This window comes from Microvirga arabica (genome assembly GCF_016811235.1).
Taxonomy (GTDB): Bacteria; Pseudomonadota; Alphaproteobacteria; order Rhizobiales; family Beijerinckiaceae; genus Microvirga; species Microvirga arabica.
In genome coordinates this window covers 103,538-120,209 of sequence record NZ_JAFBID010000003.1, presented here as the reverse complement: position 1 = coordinate 120,209, position 16,672 = coordinate 103,538, and the positions used below count along the sequence as shown (strand labels likewise).

Annotated in this window: 19 protein-coding genes; 11 read left to right on the top strand and 8 right to left on the bottom strand. The window is 62.9% G+C overall.

All coding sequences use genetic code 11. From position 1 onward, the window contains the following. Positions 1-124 precede the first annotated feature (124 nt). Positions 125-2,848, top strand: a complete 2,724-nt coding sequence (locus tag JQC81_RS02845) for a bifunctional acetate--CoA ligase family protein/GNAT family N-acetyltransferase (protein ID WP_203270203.1) — start codon at positions 125-127, stop codon at positions 2,846-2,848. A gap of 189 nt (positions 2,849-3,037) precedes the next feature. On the opposite strand, the gene bfr is transcribed toward JQC81_RS02845, so the two are convergent. The 7 genes from bfr to JQC81_RS02810 form a co-directional block, all read right to left on the bottom strand. Next, positions 3,038-3,523, bottom strand: coding sequence for a bacterioferritin (gene bfr, locus JQC81_RS02840; RefSeq protein WP_201861607.1), 486 nt, complete (start codon positions 3,521-3,523; stop codon positions 3,038-3,040). A gap of 80 nt (positions 3,524-3,603) precedes the next feature. Beyond that, complete coding sequence (locus JQC81_RS02835) at positions 3,604-3,861, bottom strand: (2Fe-2S)-binding protein (RefSeq protein WP_203270202.1); 258 nt, start codon at positions 3,859-3,861, stop codon at positions 3,604-3,606. 118 nt (positions 3,862-3,979) lie between these two features. After that, entirely contained in the window at positions 3,980-4,549 is a 570-nt protein-coding gene (locus JQC81_RS02830; RefSeq protein ID WP_203270201.1) for a putative glycolipid-binding domain-containing protein, read from the bottom strand. Between the two features lie 420 nt (positions 4,550-4,969). Beyond that, positions 4,970-5,641: a LutC/YkgG family protein gene (locus JQC81_RS02825; protein WP_203270200.1), complete on the bottom strand. Its 672-nt coding sequence runs from the start codon at positions 5,639-5,641 to the stop codon at positions 4,970-4,972. Beyond that, positions 5,638-7,071 carry a LutB/LldF family L-lactate oxidation iron-sulfur protein gene (locus tag JQC81_RS02820; protein WP_203270199.1) on the bottom strand — a complete coding sequence of 478 codons (1,434 nt, stop codon included), beginning with the start codon at positions 7,069-7,071 and terminating at the stop codon, positions 5,638-5,640. Before JQC81_RS02820 ends, JQC81_RS02825 begins: the two co-directional genes overlap by 4 nt. A gap of 9 nt (positions 7,072-7,080) precedes the next feature. Next, complete coding sequence (locus tag JQC81_RS02815; protein ID WP_203270198.1) at positions 7,081-7,878, bottom strand: (Fe-S)-binding protein; 798 nt, start codon at positions 7,876-7,878, stop codon at positions 7,081-7,083. Continuing rightward, on the bottom strand, positions 7,875-8,264 hold the full coding sequence (locus JQC81_RS02810; RefSeq protein WP_203270197.1) for a c-type cytochrome: 390 nt from the start codon (positions 8,262-8,264) through the stop codon (positions 7,875-7,877). The genes JQC81_RS02815 and JQC81_RS02810 overlap by 4 nt, the downstream gene beginning before the upstream one ends. Positions 8,265-8,400: 136 nt before the next feature. Between JQC81_RS02810 and JQC81_RS02805 the strand changes: the two genes are divergently transcribed. The 9 genes from JQC81_RS02805 to JQC81_RS02765 all read left to right on the top strand — a co-directional run bounded on the left by JQC81_RS02805 (position 8,401) and on the right by JQC81_RS02765 (position 15,507). Further along, a complete protein-coding gene (locus JQC81_RS02805; protein WP_203270196.1) occupies positions 8,401-9,834 on the top strand; it encodes an FAD-linked oxidase C-terminal domain-containing protein in 1,434 nt (477 codons plus the stop codon). After that, positions 9,831-11,015 (top strand): glycolate oxidase subunit GlcE, encoded by a 1,185-nt coding sequence (glcE, locus tag JQC81_RS02800; RefSeq protein WP_203270195.1) that lies wholly within the window; start codon positions 9,831-9,833, stop codon positions 11,013-11,015. Before JQC81_RS02805 ends, glcE begins: the two co-directional genes overlap by 4 nt. A gap of 62 nt (positions 11,016-11,077) precedes the next feature. Then, a complete protein-coding gene (glcF, locus tag JQC81_RS02795; RefSeq protein WP_203270194.1) occupies positions 11,078-12,433 on the top strand; it encodes a glycolate oxidase subunit GlcF in 1,356 nt (451 codons plus the stop codon). Positions 12,434-12,533: 100 nt separating this feature from the next. Continuing rightward, entirely contained in the window at positions 12,534-13,274 is a 741-nt protein-coding gene (locus JQC81_RS02790; RefSeq protein WP_203270193.1) for a hypothetical protein, read from the top strand. A gap of 130 nt (positions 13,275-13,404) precedes the next feature. Continuing rightward, positions 13,405-13,692: a DUF6894 family protein gene (locus JQC81_RS02785; protein ID WP_203270192.1), complete on the top strand. Its 288-nt coding sequence runs from the start codon at positions 13,405-13,407 to the stop codon at positions 13,690-13,692. 26 nt (positions 13,693-13,718) lie between these two features. Then, positions 13,719-14,240, top strand: coding sequence for a Crp/Fnr family transcriptional regulator (locus JQC81_RS02780; RefSeq protein ID WP_203270191.1), 522 nt, complete (start codon positions 13,719-13,721; stop codon positions 14,238-14,240). Next, entirely contained in the window at positions 14,221-14,445 is a 225-nt protein-coding gene (locus tag JQC81_RS02775) for a Crp/Fnr family transcriptional regulator (protein ID WP_246520175.1), read from the top strand. The genes JQC81_RS02780 and JQC81_RS02775 overlap by 20 nt, the downstream gene beginning before the upstream one ends. A 189-nt stretch (positions 14,446-14,634) precedes the next feature. Beyond that, a complete protein-coding gene (locus JQC81_RS02770) occupies positions 14,635-14,853 on the top strand; it encodes a WGxxGxxG family protein (RefSeq protein ID WP_203270189.1) in 219 nt (72 codons plus the stop codon). Between the two features lie 153 nt (positions 14,854-15,006). Then, entirely contained in the window at positions 15,007-15,507 is a 501-nt protein-coding gene (locus JQC81_RS02765) for a hypothetical protein (RefSeq protein WP_203270188.1), read from the top strand. A 47-nt stretch (positions 15,508-15,554) separates the two neighbouring features. Here the strand turns inward: JQC81_RS02765 and JQC81_RS02760 are convergent, their stop codons facing one another. Then, positions 15,555-15,884 (bottom strand): hypothetical protein, encoded by a 330-nt coding sequence (locus tag JQC81_RS02760; protein WP_203270187.1) that lies wholly within the window; start codon positions 15,882-15,884, stop codon positions 15,555-15,557. Positions 15,885-16,186: 302 nt separating this feature from the next. Between JQC81_RS02760 and JQC81_RS02755 the strand changes: the two genes are divergently transcribed. After that, positions 16,187-16,492 (top strand): hypothetical protein, encoded by a 306-nt coding sequence (locus JQC81_RS02755; RefSeq protein ID WP_203270186.1) that lies wholly within the window; start codon positions 16,187-16,189, stop codon positions 16,490-16,492. Positions 16,493-16,672 lie beyond the last annotated feature (180 nt).

Genomic DNA, 16,672 nt, shown 5'->3' with positions numbered 1-16,672 from the left:
TGACACCTGCTCGTGATCCTGTGCGATGGATCAAAGCCGCCGGGGTGACTTGCGCTTATAGCTGGCCGCAATAGGTTCTGGTGGCCTACTCTGCCCCGGAATGTCCACGAGACGAAGGATCCTTATGTCCACCTATCGCCTCGACAAGATGCTCGCCCCACGCTCCATCGCGGTTGTCGGCGCGAGCCCCCGACCCGGCTCCCTCGGCCTGACCTTCCTGCGCAATCTCATTGCCGGGGGGTTCGAGGGAGACATCGTGTCCGTCAATCCCCACCATGTGGAGATCGAAGGGAGGCCGTGCTTTCCCTCCTTGGCAGAGCTTCCGGAGGTTCCCGATCTCGTCGTTGTTGCGGTGCCCCCGGAAAGGGTGCTCGGCGTGATCGAGGAGGCCGGGCGTGTCGGTGTGAGCGTCGCCATCGTGGCAACGGCCGGCATGGGCTATGGCGAGGGTTCCTTAAGCGAGCAGGTTCGGATTGCGGCGCGTGCCCATGGGCTTCGCATCGTCGGACCCAACTGCATTGGCGTGCTCGCTCCCCGGGCGAAGATGAACGCGAGCTTTGCGGCTCATAGCGCCAAGCCCGGCGATCTGGCGCTCGTGTCCCAGTCGGGCGCCATCGCGGCTGGACTCGTGGAATGGGCCGCGCAGCGGAATGTGGGCTTCTCGGCCATCGTGTCGCTTGGCGACAAGGTCGATGTGGACTTCAGCGATTGCCTCGATTTCTTCTCTGCCGACAGCGGCACGCGGGCGATCCTGCTCTACATCGAGTCCATCGACAACGCGAAGAAGTTCATGTCCGCGGCCCGCGCTGCAGCGCGTGTGAAGCCCGTGGTGGTGATCAAGGCTGGGCGGCATGCGCAAGGAGCGAAGGCGGCCGCGACGCATACGGGTGCGCTGGCGGGCTCCGACGCGGTCTATGACGCGGCCTTCCGCCGGGCCGGCCTGTTGCGCGTGCTTGATCTCGACCAGCTCTTCGCCGCTGCGGAAACGCTGGGACGGCAGAAGCCTTTCCCTGGCAATCGACTGGCAGTTCTGACCAATGGCGGTGGCATCGGGGTTCTCGCCGTCGACCGGCTGGTGGATCTCGGCGGAACGCTGGCCGCGATCTCAGAAGCCACCCGCAATTCGCTCGATGCTATCCTGCCACCGACCTGGTCGAAGGCGAACCCGATCGACATCATCGGCGATGCGGATCCTGAGCGTTATGCGGGAGCCCTGGAGGCGCTGCTCACTGACCCGGAAAACGACGCGGTTCTCATCCTCAACGTGCCGACGGCCGTCGCCGGGGCCTCGGAGGTGGCCTCTTCCGTTGTGAATGTTGTGAAGAAGGACCGGGCGAGGGGCTACCGGCAGAAGCCCGTCTTCGCCGCCTGGATTGGCGAGGATCCGGAATCCGCCCGGGTGTTTGAAGAGGCCCGCATTCCGCATTTCGCCACGGAGGCCGATGCGGTGCGCGGGTTCATGCAGCTCGTGCGTTACCGCGAGGCGCAGAACCAGCTGATGGAGACGCCCGACGACCTGCCGCACGATTTCGAGCCGGATCCGGAAGCCGCCCGCGCCATCGTTGATCACGTGGTGTCGCAGAACCGCCGCTGGCTCGATCCGCTTGAGGTCAATGCGCTGCTAAAAAGCTACGACATCCCCACCGCGCCGGTCGTGCTCGCGACGACCCCGGAGGAGGCCGCGGAAGCCGCACGCCCGATCATCGCGGAGGGTGGAACGGTTGCCGTGAAGGTTCTCTCGCCGGACATCGTGCACAAGTCGGACATCGGCGGCGTGAAGCTCGATCTCACCACCGAGGAGGCGGTGCGAAGAGCCGCCGCCGACATCTTTGAGCGCGCGGCACGCCTGAAGCCCGGGGCGCATGTCACCGGCGTCACGGTGCAGCCGATGGTGCGCCGAACCAAGGCCCGCGAACTGATCATGGGCATTGCCGACGATCCGTCCTTCGGTCCCGTGGTGCTCTTCGGGCGCGGCGGCACCGCCGTGGAGGTGATCAACGACAAGGCCCTGGCCCTGCCGCCCCTCGACCTGAAGCTCGCGCATGATCTCATCGCCCGCACCCGCGTGTCGCGCCGCCTCAAAGCCTATCGCGACGTTCCGGCGGCCGACGAGGGGGCGATTGCCCTGACCCTCGTGAAGCTCGCCCAGATGGCAGCCGACATCCCCGAGATCCGCGAGCTCGACATCAACCCGCTGCTGGCTGACGAGACCGGCGTGATCGCCGTCGATGCCCGCGTGGCGGTTGCGCCCGAGACCCGCAAGGCCAGCGGCCATCCACGCTTTGCGGTGCGGCCCTATCCTAAGGAATGGGAGCGCACCATCGGGCTGCGCAATGGCAAAAATGCCTTCGTACGGCCTGTGCGCCCGGAGGACGAGGACGAGTTCCGGCGCTTCTTCGAGAAGATCACCCCGGAGGATCTGCGCCTGCGCTTCTTCGCGCCGGTACGGGACTTCAGCCACACCTTCCTAGCCCGCCTAACCCAGCTCGATTACGCCCGCGCGATCGCGTTTGTGGCCTTCGACGGGGAGACGGGCGAGATGATGGGCGCGGTGCGCCTCCATGCGGACGCGAACCACGAGACCGGGGAATACGGCATCCTGCTCCGCTCCGATCTGAAGGGGCTTGGTCTCGGCTGGGAGCTGATGCGGCTCATGATCGAGTGGGCGAAGGCGGAGGGCCTGCGCGAGGTCGAGGGCCAGGTGCTGCGCGAGAACTCCACCATGCTCGACATGTGCCGCAGCCTCGGCTTCTCGATCCGGATCGATCCCGACGATCCGGAACTGCGGCTGGTAACCTTGCCCATCGCCTCCATCGAGGAGCCCGGCAAGCTCGCCAAGTCAACCTGAAGAAGTCAACCTGACAAGCAAAAGGCCCGCCAGTGGCGGGCCTTCAGTTCCTCCAGAAGCCTCATCCTGAGGAAGATTGCGTGAGCAATCCGTCTCGAAGGGTAGGGCGTCTCCGGTGCTCTCTAGAATCTCCTTCGAGACGGCGCTCTGCGCCTCCTCAGGATGAGGTTGGTTTCGTGGAGCGAGGGCTTAGTGATCGTCGTCCAGCCCGCCGATATGCTTCTGGGCGTAGAGCTCGACGCCGATCTGCTCGACGAGGTTGATCTGGGTCTCGAGGAAGTCGATGTGGCCTTCCTCGTCCGCCATCAGCTCTTCGAACAGATTCTTCGACACCCGGTCGCCGATGCTGTCGCAATAGGCGGCAGCCTCGCCGTAGAGATTGCGGGCTTCGTATTCGGCCGCGAGGTCGGATTCGAGGATTTCCTGGATGTTCTGGCCAATGCGCAGGGGATCAAGCACCTGCAGGTTGGCAAAGCCCTCAAGGAAGATGATGCGCTCGATGAAGCGATCCGCGTGGTGCATCTCCTCGATGGATTCCTTGCGCCAGGTCTTCGCAAGCTCCTTGTAGCCCCAGTCGTCCAGGAGCCGGTAGTGCAGCCAGTACTGGTTGACCGCCGTCAGCTCGCTGCGCAGGCCGCGATTGAGATACTCGATTACCTTGGGATCACCCTTCATCCTACCCTCTCGTCCAAACGGCGCCGATGCGCCGGATCATTCCTTAGAGGATTTGTGAACTAGGGTGGAAGCCCCTTTGTTCAAAGGGTGGGTTCGGCGGCCGCTTTTTCCAGCGTTGTCGGGCAGCAGCCGCGGTTGCAGGCGGCAATGGGCTCCACGCCCGCCGCAGTCAGGGCCTGATCCATGATGGCACGGATCGTCCGGGCGCAGCGCCCGCAATTGGGGCTGCAGCCGAGACAACGATAGACCTGCGCCGGGGTGCGGGGACAATCCGGTCCCGGCTTCAGGCAGGCTTTGACATCACCGTCGGAGAGGATGTTGCAGGAGCAGACGATCATTTGGTGTTCTAGTTTAGAATTACTAAAAACTACATGCGATTTCAAAGACTTAGCTGAAAAGACAGGTGTGCGCCAGCGCTATCTCCTGTGCCCAGATGTCACGGCGGGGAAAGTCAGGTCAGCCGAGGCGCTTGAACAAGCCGGGGTAGTCGAGCACGAACCCGTCCTCATCCACCGGCAGGTCCGCGGTAAAGTCGTCCTCCAGGCTCTCGAAGCGATAAAGCGAGCCTGCCTCAATCGCGGTGTAGCGCTGGTTCGAGGCAAAGACAGTCAGATCCGGCAGGGTGATGTAGCAGAGGCGGATCTCCATGCTCTCGCCGGTGTCCAGGTCGAGGCGCCGGATCGGCAGGGTGTTCGTGATCGGGGTAGCCTGGATATCGACGTCGATGCAGCCCTGGAGATCCGGCCGGTCTCGGCCGTTTTCCTGCCAATGTCCCCGACCATCGCTTTCCAGATGCAGCACATGGCCCGAAGTGGTTCTTAACTGGACCTCCTTCGTGTGCCACAGGGCATCGAGCTTCAGGCGATAGGAAAGGCCGAACTGGGCGTCCTCCTCCTGGGCGATCACCACGCCGGAGATGTCGAGCCCGCCATCGGCCGGGCGCACATCCAAATGTTCCAGCCCCGCCTCGCAGCCGTCCCAGGCCGACCAGCGGATGGTGCGGAAGATCAGGGTCGGGATGGACATGCGTGTCTCCAAGCGTTCCACCTGCATTGCCAAGAGATTATGGCTCAGCTGGAGGGCTTGTCGACTGCCGGTTCCTTAGAAGGCTGGGGCATGAACGTTCTGCGCGGCTGCCCCGTGCGGAAAGGGGGCAGTGTCATTCCCGGAAGGATGCGCAGCGGAGGGAAAGGGAATTCATAGCGCTGAGCCTGATCGTGGATCCCCTTCCCGCACTTCGTGCGCCGGGGATGACACTCACCTCGTCATGGCTGGCTTTGTGCCGGCCATCCACACCTTCAAGCAGTTTGCCTCTCTCTGCTCCTCAGGATGAGGATGGAGAGGGTGGGTGGCAAAGACGTGGATCACCGGCACAAGGCCGGTGATGACGAGAGAAGGTTATGACGCCGCTGCGCGCCATGCAGCAATGCGGCTTGAGATTTGACCTCACTCCCGCACCACCACCACATGCAGCCGCCTCGGTCCATGCGCACCGAGCAGAAGCGTCTGCTCGATGTCGCCGGAGCGGGACGGGCCGGTGATCCAGTTCACCGTGCGCGGCATCGAGCCCTTGCCATAGGCGAAGCGTACCCGGTTCCAGACGGATTCGTAGTCGCTGGCGATGTCCTTGGCCGAGACGACGACGATGTGGTTGTCGGGCAGGAAGTTGAGGGTCGAGGGGTTGTCCGCGCTCGACACCATCGCGAGCGTGCCGGATTCGGCGATGCCCCCGAAGGCATGGCTCACCGCGCTGAGGTCGCGGCCCTCGCTCGGCCCGTGGGCGATGTCGAGGGTGGTATCCGACCACGGCATGGTTTTCAGGCGCGGATCGTCGCCCATGCGCAGGGTCGCGGGCAGGTTGTGGTTGCGCAGGAAGAGCGCGATGGATTGCGGCACCTCCGCCGCGGAAGCGACCTCTGTGACGGTCGCCAGCGAGGTCTCGACCATGGTCTTGAAGAGAGCGATCCGCTCCTCGCCGGAAACCTGTCCGCGTTTGGGGATCACGCCCCGGGGCGAGCGCTCCAGGCGATCCTCCACCATCTGGCGCCGGATCGTCTCGGTGCCCTTCACGCCGAGCGAGCGGCGGATGTTGCCGAAGATGTCGTCGCGGGAACTCATGCGCGGGCTCCCTTGCGCTCGCGCGTCCAGCGCTGCTGGAACGTCTCGCCCTGCGGGGCCGGGAAGTCCCGGTATTTCGTCCAGCCTTTCGCCATCGGAAGCCACGCGAAGCGGCCGCGCTGGCGGCCTGCCAGGGCCAGCGCACCCATCGCCGCGCGGGTTGCGAAGCGATAGAGGGCCGGGCGCTTGGCGAAGAAGCCCCAGAGCTGGAGGCCGGAGCGCACGGTGGCGGGCGTCAGGTGCCGCTCGAATTCGCGCTCGCGCCAGTGGCGCATGAGCTTGGGCAGCGGAATGCGCACCGGGCACACGCTCTCGCAGCGGCCGCAGAAGGTGGAGGCATTGGGCAGGTGGCCCGCCTTGTCGACGCCGATCAGCGAGGGTGTGAGCACCGCGCCCATGGGGCCGGGATAGACCCAGCCATAGGCGTGCCCGCCGACCGCGTGATAGACCGGGCAATGGTTCATGCAGGCGCCGCAGCGGATGCAGCGCAGCATCTCCTCGAAGGCCGTGCCGAGCATGGAAGAGCGCCCGTTGTCGAGGATGACCACATGGTAGTTCTCCGGCCCATCCGCATCCGTGCTGCGGCGGGGGCCGGTGGAGAAGGTGGTATAGACCGACAGCTCCTGGCCCGTCGCCGAGCGGGCGAGCACGCGCAGGAGCTGGCTCACGTCCTCCAGCGTCGGCACGAGCTTCTCGATGGACGCGAGCACGATATGGGTCTTGGGCAGGATCTGCGTCAGATCGCCGTTGCCCTCGTTGGTGACGATGATCGAGGTGCCGGTCTCGGCCACCAGGAAGTTGGCGCCGGTAATGCCCACATCGGCCGCGAGGAAGCGCTCGCGCAGCACGGCGCGTGCTTCGGTCAGCAACTGCACGGGCTCGGAGAGATCGCGCTTGGCATCGAGATGGGTGTGAACGCGCCGGAAATCCTCTTCCACCTGGGTGGCGTTGAGGTGGACGGCGGGGGCGATGATGTGGCTCGGCAACTCGCCCCGCAGCTGGATGATGTATTCGCCGAGATCGGTCTCGACAGGCGTGATGCCGTTGGCCTCCAGGTGGTGGTTGATCCCGATCTCTTCCGAGATCATGGACTTGCCCTTCGTCACCGTCTTCGCGCCCGTCTCGCGGCAGATGCTCAGGATGATGTCGCGGGCCTCTGCCGCGTCGCGGGCGAAATGCACATGTCCGCCGGACGCTTTCACCTTCTCCTCATAAGCCTCGAGGTAGAGGTCGAGATGTTCCAGCGTGTGGTTCTTGATGTCGCGCGCCGAGTCCCGCAGCGCCTCGAATTCCGGCAGCTTGTCGGCCGCCATCTGGCGCTTGTCGATGAAGCCCTGCTTCACGTTGCCGAGCGCCTTCTGCAGCTGATCGTCGTTCAGCGCCCGCGCGGCATTCTGCTTGAACTGAGGGGAGGTGGAATGAACGGTCATGAATGATGTCTACTTGATCGCATCGGCTTTTGCAGCACCGATCGGCGGCTCGTCGGTCATGCCGGCCAGCACCTCGGCAACGTGACGCACCTGAACGGGCCTGCCGTCACGGCTCAGCTTGCCGGCCATGTTCATCAGGCAGCCGAGATCGCCCGCGAGCACGGTTGGGGCCTGAGCCTCCTCGATGTTCTTGGCCTTGGCCTCGACGATGGCGCCGGAGATGTCGCTGTACTTCACCGCGAAGGTGCCGCCGAACCCGCAGCAGACGTCGCTGTCCTTCATCTCGACGAGGGTAAGGCCCTCCACGCTGGCGAGCAGCCTGCGCGGCTGGGTCTTCACCTTGAGCTCCCGCAGGCCCGAGCAGGAATCGTGATAGGTCACGGCACCGTTGAACGAGGCGTCTACCTTCGTGACGCCGAGCACATCGACCAGGAAGCTCGTGAGCTCATAGGTCTTAGTTGCGAGAGCGTCGGCCTTGGCGCGCCAGTTCGGATCCTCCTCGAACAGTTCCGGGTAATGGGCCTTGATCATGCCCGCGCAGGAACCCGAGGGGGCCACCACATAGTCGTAGCCCTGAAACGCCTCGATCATGCGCATTGCCAGATCGCGCGTGGTGCCCCGGTCGCCGGAGTTGTAGGCCGGCTGGCCGCAGCAGGTCTGGACCGGTGCCTCGACTGTGCAGCCGGCATCCTCCAGAAGCTTCACGGCGGCGAAACCCACGGAGGGGCGCATCAGGTCGACGAGGCAGGTGACGAACAGACCCACCCGAGGTTTTTCCGGGCGGGCGGGGAAGGGCATGGCGCTCATTGGGTGGCTTTCTGGCCCTGAGCGTTGAACTGCTTGAGATAGGCAACGAGGTCAGTGATGCGCTGCTCGTCCTTGAGGCCGGCATAGACCATCTTGGTGCCGGGGATCTTGGCGCGCGGGTTCTGGATGTATTCGCGGAAAACCGCCTCGTCCCAGGTGATGCCCGAGTTCTTGTTGGCCGGGGAGTAGTTGTAACCTTCCACCGTGCCGGCCGGGCGACCGAAGAGGCCGTTCAGAACCGGGCCTACGGCGTTCTTGGCGTTCTCGCCTACCTGATGGCAGGCGCGGCACTGGGCAAAGACCTTCTCGCCGGCGGCGGCATCCTGAGCCTGGGCCTGATTGAGGCCGAGGAGGACGAGCGCGGCGGATAGAACGAAGGAACGCATCAAAAACTCCTTTGCTGGACACCTGTCCCATCTTAGAGAGATTCTACATTATTGGAAAAAGCTCACGGGGAAAGCCGCCTTATTGTTAAGGTAGCCATTCCTCGGGCGCAGGCGACGATCCTCAAAGGAGGCTTCCATGACCATTGCATTTCCCAAACCGGACCAGGCTGTTCTGGCGCGCCGGCGGGAGATCATCGAGGGGCTGGGGCGCCTTGTCGCGTCGGAGGCCCTGATCGTCTCGGAGGATGAGCGCCGCGCCTTCGAAACGGATGGCCTCACCGCCTACCGTCAGATGCCGCTCGCGGTCGTGCTGCCCTCCACCACGCAGGAGGTCTCGGCCATCATGCGCTTCTGCCACGACCATGGAGTCAAGGTGGTGCCGCGCGGGGCCGGTACGTCGCTCTGCGGCGGGGCGATCCCGCAGGAGGACGCCATCGTGCTCGGCGTCGCCAAGATGAACCGGGTGCTCGATGTGAGCTTCGAGGGGCGCACCGCGCGGGTACAGGCCGGCATCACCAATCTCGGCATCAGCCAGGCCGTGGCCTATGAGGGCTTTTTCTACGCGCCCGATCCGTCGAGCCAGCTCGCCTGCACGATTGCCGGCAACATCGCGATGAATTCCGGCGGCGCCCATTGCCTGAAATACGGCGTGACCACCAACAACCTTCTGGGCGTCACCCTGGTGATGCTCGATGGCACCGTGGTGGAGATCGGGGGCGAACATCTCGATGCCGCAGGCTACGACATCCTCGGCCTCGTCTGCGGCTCGGAAGGCCAGCTCGGCGTGGTCACGGAAGCGGTGGTGCGGATCCTGCGCGCGGCGGAAGGCGCGAGGCCAGCACTCTTCGGCTTCGAGAAGGCGGAGGATGCGGGCGCCTGCGTGGCGGCGATCATCGGCGCGGGCATCATTCCGGTGGCGCTCGAATACATGGACAAGCCGGCGATCCAGATCTGCGAGGCTTTCGCCCATGCAGGTTATCCGCTCGACGTGGAGGCCATGCTGATCGTCGAGGTCGAGGGCTCGGACCAGGAGATCGACGACATGCTGCGCCGCATTGTCGCCATCGCCGAACCGTTCAAGCCCAAGACCATGAAGGTCTCGCAGTCGGAGGCCGAGAGCGCGGCGATCTGGAAGGGCCGCAAATCGGCCTTCGGCGCCACGGGCCGCGTCGCCGACTACATCTGCATGGACGGCACGATCCCGACCGGCCAGCTGCCTTATGTGCTCAAGCGCATCGACGAGATCGTGAAGTCCTATGGGCTCGGCGTCGCCAACGTATTCCATGCGGGCGACGGCAACCTGCATCCGCTTGTCATGTTCAACACCAACGTGCCGGGCGAGATGGAAAAGGCCGAGAAGGCCGGCGAGGACATCCTGAAACTCTGCGTCGAGGTCGGCGGCTGTCTCACCGGCGAGCATGGGGTGGGCATCGAGAAGCGCGACCTCATGACCTACCAGTTCAACCCTGTCGATCTGGAGCAGCAGATGCGCGTGCGCGGCGTGTTCGATCCCGGCTGGCTCCTCAACCCGGCAAAAGTGTTTCCGCTCGAAGGAAGGTTCGCCGCGTGACCGTTCACACCCCCCGCGACGAGCAGGACGCCTCCATCATCATCCGCGACGCGGCCGACAAGGGCACGTTGCTGAACGTGGCCGGTAACGGCACCAAGGCGCCCATGGGGCGTCCGAACCAGACCGATGCCTCGATTTCGTCCGCCGCCATGTCGGGCATCACGCTCTACGAGCCGGCCGAACTCGTGATCTCGGCCAAAAGCGGCACGCCGGTGCTGGAGGTCATGCGCGTTCTCGCCGTAAAGGGACAAGAGCTGCCCTTCGAGCCGATGGACTATCGTTCGATCCTCGGCACCAGGGGCGATCCCACCATCGGGGCGATCGCTGCCATGAACATCTCCGGCCCGCGCCGGATCATGGCGGGGGCGGCCCGCGACAGCCTCATCGGCGCGCGCTTCGTCAACGGGCGCGGCGAGGTGGTGAAGTCGGGCGGGCGCGTGATGAAGAACGTCACGGGGCTCGATCTCGTGAAGCTCATGGCGGGCTCCTGGGGCACGCTCGGCTTTCTCACCGAAGTCACCTTCAAGGTGCTCCCGAAACCGGAGCGCATGGCAACGCTGGTCATCCGCGGCCTCGACGATAATCAGGCCATCGAGGCCCTGTCCATGGCCCTCGGCTCGCCCTTCGATGTGACGGGCGCCGCGCATCTCCCCGACCGGGACCGGCGCGGCGGCAGCACGCTGATCCGGCTCGAAGGCTTCCGGGTGTCCGTCGATTACCGCATGAACGAACTCAAGCGCCTGCTGAAGCGCTTCCGGTTCATGGACATTCTCGAAGGCGTGGGCGCCGAGGCGCTCTGGCAATCGGTGCGCGACGCAACGATCCTAACCGATCAGAGTCAACGCGCAATCTGGCGCGTCTCCACCGCACCGACCAAGGGACCCGATGTGGCCGCGCATGTGGCGCAGGCTCTCGACGCGCAATGGTTCTACGATTGGGGCGGCGGCCTCGTCTGGATCTCGACGCCGGTCGACGGCGATGCCGGTGCTTCGGTCTTGCGCGAAGCCACCAGAACCCATGGCGGCCACGCCACACTTGTGCGTGCGCCCGCCGAGGTGCGCTCGGCCCTCGACGTGTTCGAGCCGCAATCCGACGCGCTGATGACGCTGACCCGCGGCATCAAGGCCTCCTTCGATCCGGCCGGGATTCTCAATCCGGGGAGGATGTATGCGGGGGTGTAGTCAATGCGTGCAAAGAGCGTAATCTGATAGTGGCTATTGGCAGAAAGTATTTTTGATCCGTCATGCAAACCAATTTTACGCCCGATCAATTGAGAGATCCCGCCATGGCGGCGTCGGAGAAGATTCTCCGCACCTGCGTTCATTGCGGCTTCTGCACGGCGACCTGCCCAACCTACCTGCTGCTCGGGGACGAGCTTGATTCTCCGCGCGGGCGCATCTACCTGATGAAGGACATGCTGGAGAGCGGTAAGCCCGCCTCTCCCGAGGTGGTCAAGCACATCGACCGCTGCCTCTCGTGCCTGTCCTGCATGACGACGTGCCCGTCCGGCGTGCATTACATGCACTTGGTCGATCATGCCCGCGCCTATATCGAGGCCACCTATACGCGGCCCTGGCACGACCGGCTTCTGCGCTGGGTTCTCGCCACCGTGCTGCCCTATCCGAACCGTTTCCGCTTCGCGCTCGGCGCCGCGATGATGGCCAAGCCCCTCAAAGGTCTCATCGGCGCGCTGCCGCTGGTCGGCAACCGCCTGCAGGCCATGATCGAGCTGGCGCCGGCGCGGGTGCCGGCCCGCTCTCCTTTCGACCAGCCCGGGACGTTTCAAGCGCATGGTGAGCGCCGGGGCCGCGTCGCCATCCTGTCCGGCTGCGCCCAGCCCGTGCTCAAGCCCGGCTTCAACGAGGCCGCCATCCGCCTCCTCAACCGCCACGGCGTCGATGTGGTCCAACCCAAGGGGGAGGGCTGCTGCGGCGCGCTCGTCCACCACATGGGCCGGGACGAGCAAAGCCATGGCTTCGCCAAGCGCAACATCGACGCTTGGATCGCCGAGATGGACGGGGAGGGGCTGGATGCCATCGTCATCACTGCGTCCGGCTGCGGCACCACGATCAAGGATTACGGCTTCATGTTCCGGGAGGACCCGGATTATGCCGAGAAGGCGGCCCGCGTGTCCGCCATCGCCAAGGACGTTACCGAATACGTCACGTCCCTGACCCTCATGGAGCCGGTGCGGGAGACGGATCTCGTGGTGGCCTATCATTCCGCCTGCTCCATGCAGCACGGTCAGGCCATCCGCACCGAACCGAAGACCCTGCTGAAGAAGGCGGGCTTCACCGTGAAGGACGTGCCCGAGGGGCATATCTGCTGCGGCTCGGCCGGCACCTACAACCTGCTGCAGCCCGAGATCGCCGCCCAGCTCCGGGCCCGCAAGGTCGCCAATATCGAGCGCACCAAGCCCGACCTCATCGCCACGGGCAATATCGGCTGCATGACCCAGATCGGGCAGGGCACCGGAATCCCCATCGTCCATACGGTCGAGCTTCTCGACTGGGCGACCGGCGGCCCGATGCCTGAAACCCTGGAGGAGGCGGGATTCGGTAAGCGCTCCGGTCAGCCGTTAACCATCGCAGCAGAGTGAGGCTGCTACATTCTTACGCAACGAAATTTTGTTTCAAAACTGCGCCCGACTGGGGTAAAAGTTAGGAAAGTATGAATTTCAGGACGTAAGGGCCGGCATCATGTCTTCGGGATGGACGTCTTTCAGGAACCGTTTTGGCAAAAAGCCCGATGAGGCCGAGTCTGTCCCTCTGCTGCCGCAGCCGCAGAGCGGCGGCGCGGCGGCCGCTCCGGCCCTTCCGGCTCCCGCTACGCCGGAAAAGCCCGAGCCGATCATCGTCCGGCCCAATGGCATGCTCGATTCGGTCGGCCAGAAGAACGAGCTGATCCGCGTTCGCTTCGCCAACATGATCGACCGGTTGGAGGAGCTGCGGAGCCTCAAGGAGGATTTCGCTCTCCTGAACGAGCCGGTGACCGAGCTCATTCGCAGCTATCCGCAGCTCCAGTCGCGGCTCCTCGAGACCGAGGCGGTGCTCAAGCAGGAAACCGAGACCGCTCAGAGCCTGCGCCGCGAGCTGGGGGATCTCGGCAGCCTCCATGCCCGCACGGTCGACGACCTCAACGCCGCCGTATCCCAGCTGCGCAAGGCCGAGTCCAAGATCCGCGAGCAGGACAGCTTCATCGAGGACCTGCGCCTGAACGTGAAGGACAAGGAGGCGATCGTCGCCGACCTTGAAAACCAGCTCGCCATCGAGACCGAGCGGGCCCGCAACATCACGGAAGAGAACCAGGCCCTGCGCCTGGAGGCCCAGGAGGCCGATCAGACCGTTGCCCGCGCCGAGCGGGAGCTCATCGAGACCCGTGAGCGCAACGGCCTGCTCGACCATAAGTCGGTAATTGTGCGACCACAGGCGATGGTGTGATGGCTCGATGGAAAGGCTGGAAGCCGCAGTTCAGGAGCAACCCAATTGGCAACTTTTAAAGTTCCACGAGCGGGCCATTCCGCCACCTAAATCATAGCGGAACAACGGAGGGACACCCTTGTTTGTGGACATGCCCCGATATTACCGTCACATCCGGCAGAGCGACCGGCTCATCGAAGACCCGGAAGGGATTGAGCGCCCCAACCTCGATGCCGCTCGGACCGAAGCTCTTAATGGCATCCGAGACCTTCTCGCTGAAGCCATTAAACAAGGAAAAGACGACCTGCTCGATGATGCCATCGTCATCGCGGACGAGACAGGCCGGGAGTTGATGACGATCCCCTTCATCGAGGCCCTGCCACCGCGCCTATCCGAGGCATTGCTTGCCGTGGCATCCTCCACCTCTAAATCACCATGAAAACCTTGGCCTTGGGGAATGCCAGCATGTCCCACCCGCTGATTGGCAAACTTGAACGGCATGGTCCTCTCTCCGATGAGGAAAAACAGGTGCTTCGGGAAATCTCATCCCGAACAGTCGTCTTTGGGCCACGGGAGGACATTGTGCCGGAAGGCAGCACCCCGGATTACAGCAGCCTCATTGTGTCGGGCTTCGCGACCCGCCACAAGCATTTGCTCGATGGCAAGCGGCAGATCACGGCCTTTCACATCCCCGGTGACTTCGCCGACCTGCACAGCTTCCTCCTGAAGAGGATAGACGACGGGGTTGGGGCACTCACTGCCTGTACGGTGGCCAAGGTGGCTCACAGCGACTTGAAGGAAGTTACGAAGAAGTACCCGTATCTGACACGTGTACTTTGGCAAACCACGCTGATTGATGCTGCCGTGCATCGGATATGGATGACCACTCTTGGACAAATGGAGGCCCGTGAACGCCTCATGCACCTTTTTCTGCGAGATGCGGGACCGCTTGAACACTGTGGGCCTGATGAAGGACGACAGTTATGAGTTGCCGATCACGCAGGGGGAGTTGGGTGATGCCTTCGGCATGAGCACCGTCCACGTCAACCGAGTGCTCCAAGACCTTCGGGCTGATGGACTCATCACAACACGCGGCAAGACCGTGATTATCAACGATTGGGAGCGCCTTCAGCAGGAGGCCCAGTACAGTCCCGATTACCTGCACATCGGCCAAAAGCTAGAGCGGGATTGAGACTCCGATTGTAACCAGAACCTATTCACGCTCTGGAGCTTACTCCTGTCTGACTATCGTAGTCAAAAAGCAGCCACTATTTCCCCAAAGGAGTAGAGAGGAACATCCCTGTTGGGATTGGGTTCTTATGGAGCCTGCTGCACGTCACGAGACGGGTTAGCTCAGGCTGCACAACTCCGGAGAAATCCTATGAACATCGGTTTGCTGCGTGTCTCTACCCTTGCATTGGTGCTTTTAGCAGCCAGTCCTAGCCTCGTCCTAGCTCAGGGGGCTCCAGCACCCGGTGGCGGAGGAGCCAACACCACGCAGAACGATGACGGCACTGACTATGGCTGGATCGGCCTGCTTGGTCTGGTTGGGTTGGCCGGTCTCATGGGACGACGCAATCGCGACACGACCCGTCATTGACCACGGCGGCGGGGCACTGACCCCGCCCTTCCATCAGTAGAATCGACCGCGAGGCAAGCTGGTTAAGCGGGCTCCACGGGTGTGGCTCCGATGTCAGCTTGGAACCTCAATCATCACGCTGAATTAACCCTCGGCAATTGGTGGAAGCTTCTAATGACGCAGAACACAACTGTTGTTTGGGCACAATTTCCGTCGCACGAGGCCGCCGAGAAAATCAAAAGCCGTTTGATCGAAAACGGCTTTGCACGCAATAGTATCGAAATTTACCGGAACACTGATGAATCCTGTGACTTGGCCATTCATACGAGCGAGAGAAATCTGGAGCATGTGGAGAGCCTACTCCATATTTCAGCGCCGGTTTATGCTTTTCGCCAGTTGAGATCAGGTGCGTTCAAAGCTGCTGCCACTCACCCCTTTGTCATCGGCGGCAGCATCGCACTCGCGGGTTTCATCCTCTACAGCCTTCTTCCACGCAACCGCCAAGCCACTGTCCACTCAGTGCGGGAACTGCCGCGTACCCTGCGGCGAGTGCCTGAAACGGTCACGGAAATGACCAAGGGGCTTCCTGAAGCCGCCCGAGGTTTGTCGGATGCTGTTTCGACCGCCATTGGGGATCGTGCTCCTAGAGCGGACGACAAAGACGGGCAGCGGTGATTTGCAATGTACTAAGGTGGTGCTGAGGAGCGTGCCGGGTGATCTCGTCAGGCTGAACCTCTCACACGCTGATTGAACCGTTTTTTTAGAACAACCCACTTGCGCGCGCTCCAGATTGTAAAATTCGCTGTTGGTCTGCGTAGGATTGGCACATCGTAGGCGAGTAAAAGCAGCCCAAGCGGGATCATCCAGACCCCAAGAACAGGAACCAGCGGCGCAACCAGACCGCCGAGCACGAACAATACACCGACCGGTAGCCGAACCCACCGAGCATTGGGATGACGCAGATTGCGAACTTGTCGCGCCACTCCTCCCGGCACCTCATTCTCAAGGTGCAGGAACGCCTGCCTGAGCTTGGCCCTGCTGCTCTTCCTCATTCAAAGCTCCAGAACCGGCCTAACTTGCCCGACCACGATAATGCTGGTGATCCAATGCGGCTCAACTCCTTAAGTTCAAGCGCGACCATGCCGTACCCCTCAGAGGATCATACGCGGAGCGTTGCCAATACATGGGGGCGGAGCCGGGGTGACCCATAGAACGCTATTTTTGTAAGATTCCCGACAGACAAGACGCCTTGGATATGCATGGGTAGCAGTGTGCGCTTGGAGCCACCGCAGCAGCAACAAAGAGTGGGTTCCTCAGAATAGGTCGGCGCACGCGGTCTGTAGGGGGGAGCGCCATGGCGTTATCTGATGAAACAGCACCCGCCCGTCCAGAGAGGCGGGAGTGCGCGTACAATCTTTTCCGAAACAATGAACGGGTCGAACTATTCTGCGCCGTGCCTGAACACCGTCCAGTGCCGAGCTTCGTCGCGCAAGCATGGTCCTTCGACCGCATCCTTCATGTTCAGGATGCCGCCCCATCCGGCTTCCACAATCGAGCAGCACTTGCTGGTGTGAGGTTTAACGGCTTTTACCTCTTCTACGCCACAGCCCGAAAGAGCCAGAACGAGGCACCCTCCGTGGAGGATTGGGAAGAGGCGTAAACTACAGGCAATCTGCCAAATCACAGGCAAATTATAGGGAAGCCACTTGGCCTGAACGGATGTGCTCGCTCCTAGCGAAGCCTAGTACAGTCCCGATTACCTGCACATTGGCCAAAAGCTAGAGCGGGATTGAGGTGAAGGCTGTAGGCGGAATCTTGCATATGAGCAGTGGGGTATTTG

What these genes read in the sequence shown, in the direction of transcription:
- JQC81_RS02790 (WP_203270193.1), top strand. Translation starts at nt 12,534, where the DNA reads ATGTCTTCGGGATGGACGTCTTTCAGGAACCGTTTTGGCAAAAAGCCC.
- JQC81_RS02805 (WP_203270196.1), top strand. Translation starts at nt 8,401, where the DNA reads ATGACCATTGCATTTCCCAAACCGGACCAGGCTGTTCTGGCGCGCCGG.
- glcF (WP_203270194.1), top strand. Translation starts at nt 11,078, where the DNA reads ATGCAAACCAATTTTACGCCCGATCAATTGAGAGATCCCGCCATGGCG.
- JQC81_RS02825 (WP_203270200.1), bottom strand. Translation starts at nt 5,641, where the DNA reads ATGAGTTCCCGCGACGACATCTTCGGCAACATCCGCCGCTCGCTCGGC.
- JQC81_RS02760 (WP_203270187.1), bottom strand. Translation starts at nt 15,884, where the DNA reads ATGAGGAAGAGCAGCAGGGCCAAGCTCAGGCAGGCGTTCCTGCACCTT.
- JQC81_RS02765 (WP_203270188.1), top strand. Translation starts at nt 15,007, where the DNA reads ATGACGCAGAACACAACTGTTGTTTGGGCACAATTTCCGTCGCACGAG.
- JQC81_RS02810 (WP_203270197.1), bottom strand. Translation starts at nt 8,264, where the DNA reads ATGCGTTCCTTCGTTCTATCCGCCGCGCTCGTCCTCCTCGGCCTCAAT.
- JQC81_RS02820 (WP_203270199.1), bottom strand. Translation starts at nt 7,071, where the DNA reads ATGACCGTTCATTCCACCTCCCCTCAGTTCAAGCAGAATGCCGCGCGG.
- JQC81_RS02780 (WP_203270191.1), top strand. Translation starts at nt 13,719, where the DNA reads ATGTCCCACCCGCTGATTGGCAAACTTGAACGGCATGGTCCTCTCTCC.
- JQC81_RS02785 (WP_203270192.1), top strand. Translation starts at nt 13,405, where the DNA reads ATGCCCCGATATTACCGTCACATCCGGCAGAGCGACCGGCTCATCGAA.
- JQC81_RS02815 (WP_203270198.1), bottom strand. Translation starts at nt 7,878, where the DNA reads ATGAGCGCCATGCCCTTCCCCGCCCGCCCGGAAAAACCTCGGGTGGGT.
- bfr (WP_201861607.1), bottom strand. Translation starts at nt 3,523, where the DNA reads ATGAAGGGTGATCCCAAGGTAATCGAGTATCTCAATCGCGGCCTGCGC.
- JQC81_RS02845 (WP_203270203.1), top strand. Translation starts at nt 125, where the DNA reads ATGTCCACCTATCGCCTCGACAAGATGCTCGCCCCACGCTCCATCGCG.
- JQC81_RS02755 (WP_203270186.1), top strand. Translation starts at nt 16,187, where the DNA reads ATGGCGTTATCTGATGAAACAGCACCCGCCCGTCCAGAGAGGCGGGAG.
- JQC81_RS02830 (WP_203270201.1), bottom strand. Translation starts at nt 4,549, where the DNA reads ATGTCCATCCCGACCCTGATCTTCCGCACCATCCGCTGGTCGGCCTGG.
- JQC81_RS02835 (WP_203270202.1), bottom strand. Translation starts at nt 3,861, where the DNA reads ATGATCGTCTGCTCCTGCAACATCCTCTCCGACGGTGATGTCAAAGCC.
- JQC81_RS02770 (WP_203270189.1), top strand. Translation starts at nt 14,635, where the DNA reads ATGAACATCGGTTTGCTGCGTGTCTCTACCCTTGCATTGGTGCTTTTA.
- JQC81_RS02775 (WP_246520175.1), top strand. Translation starts at nt 14,221, where the DNA reads ATGAAGGACGACAGTTATGAGTTGCCGATCACGCAGGGGGAGTTGGGT.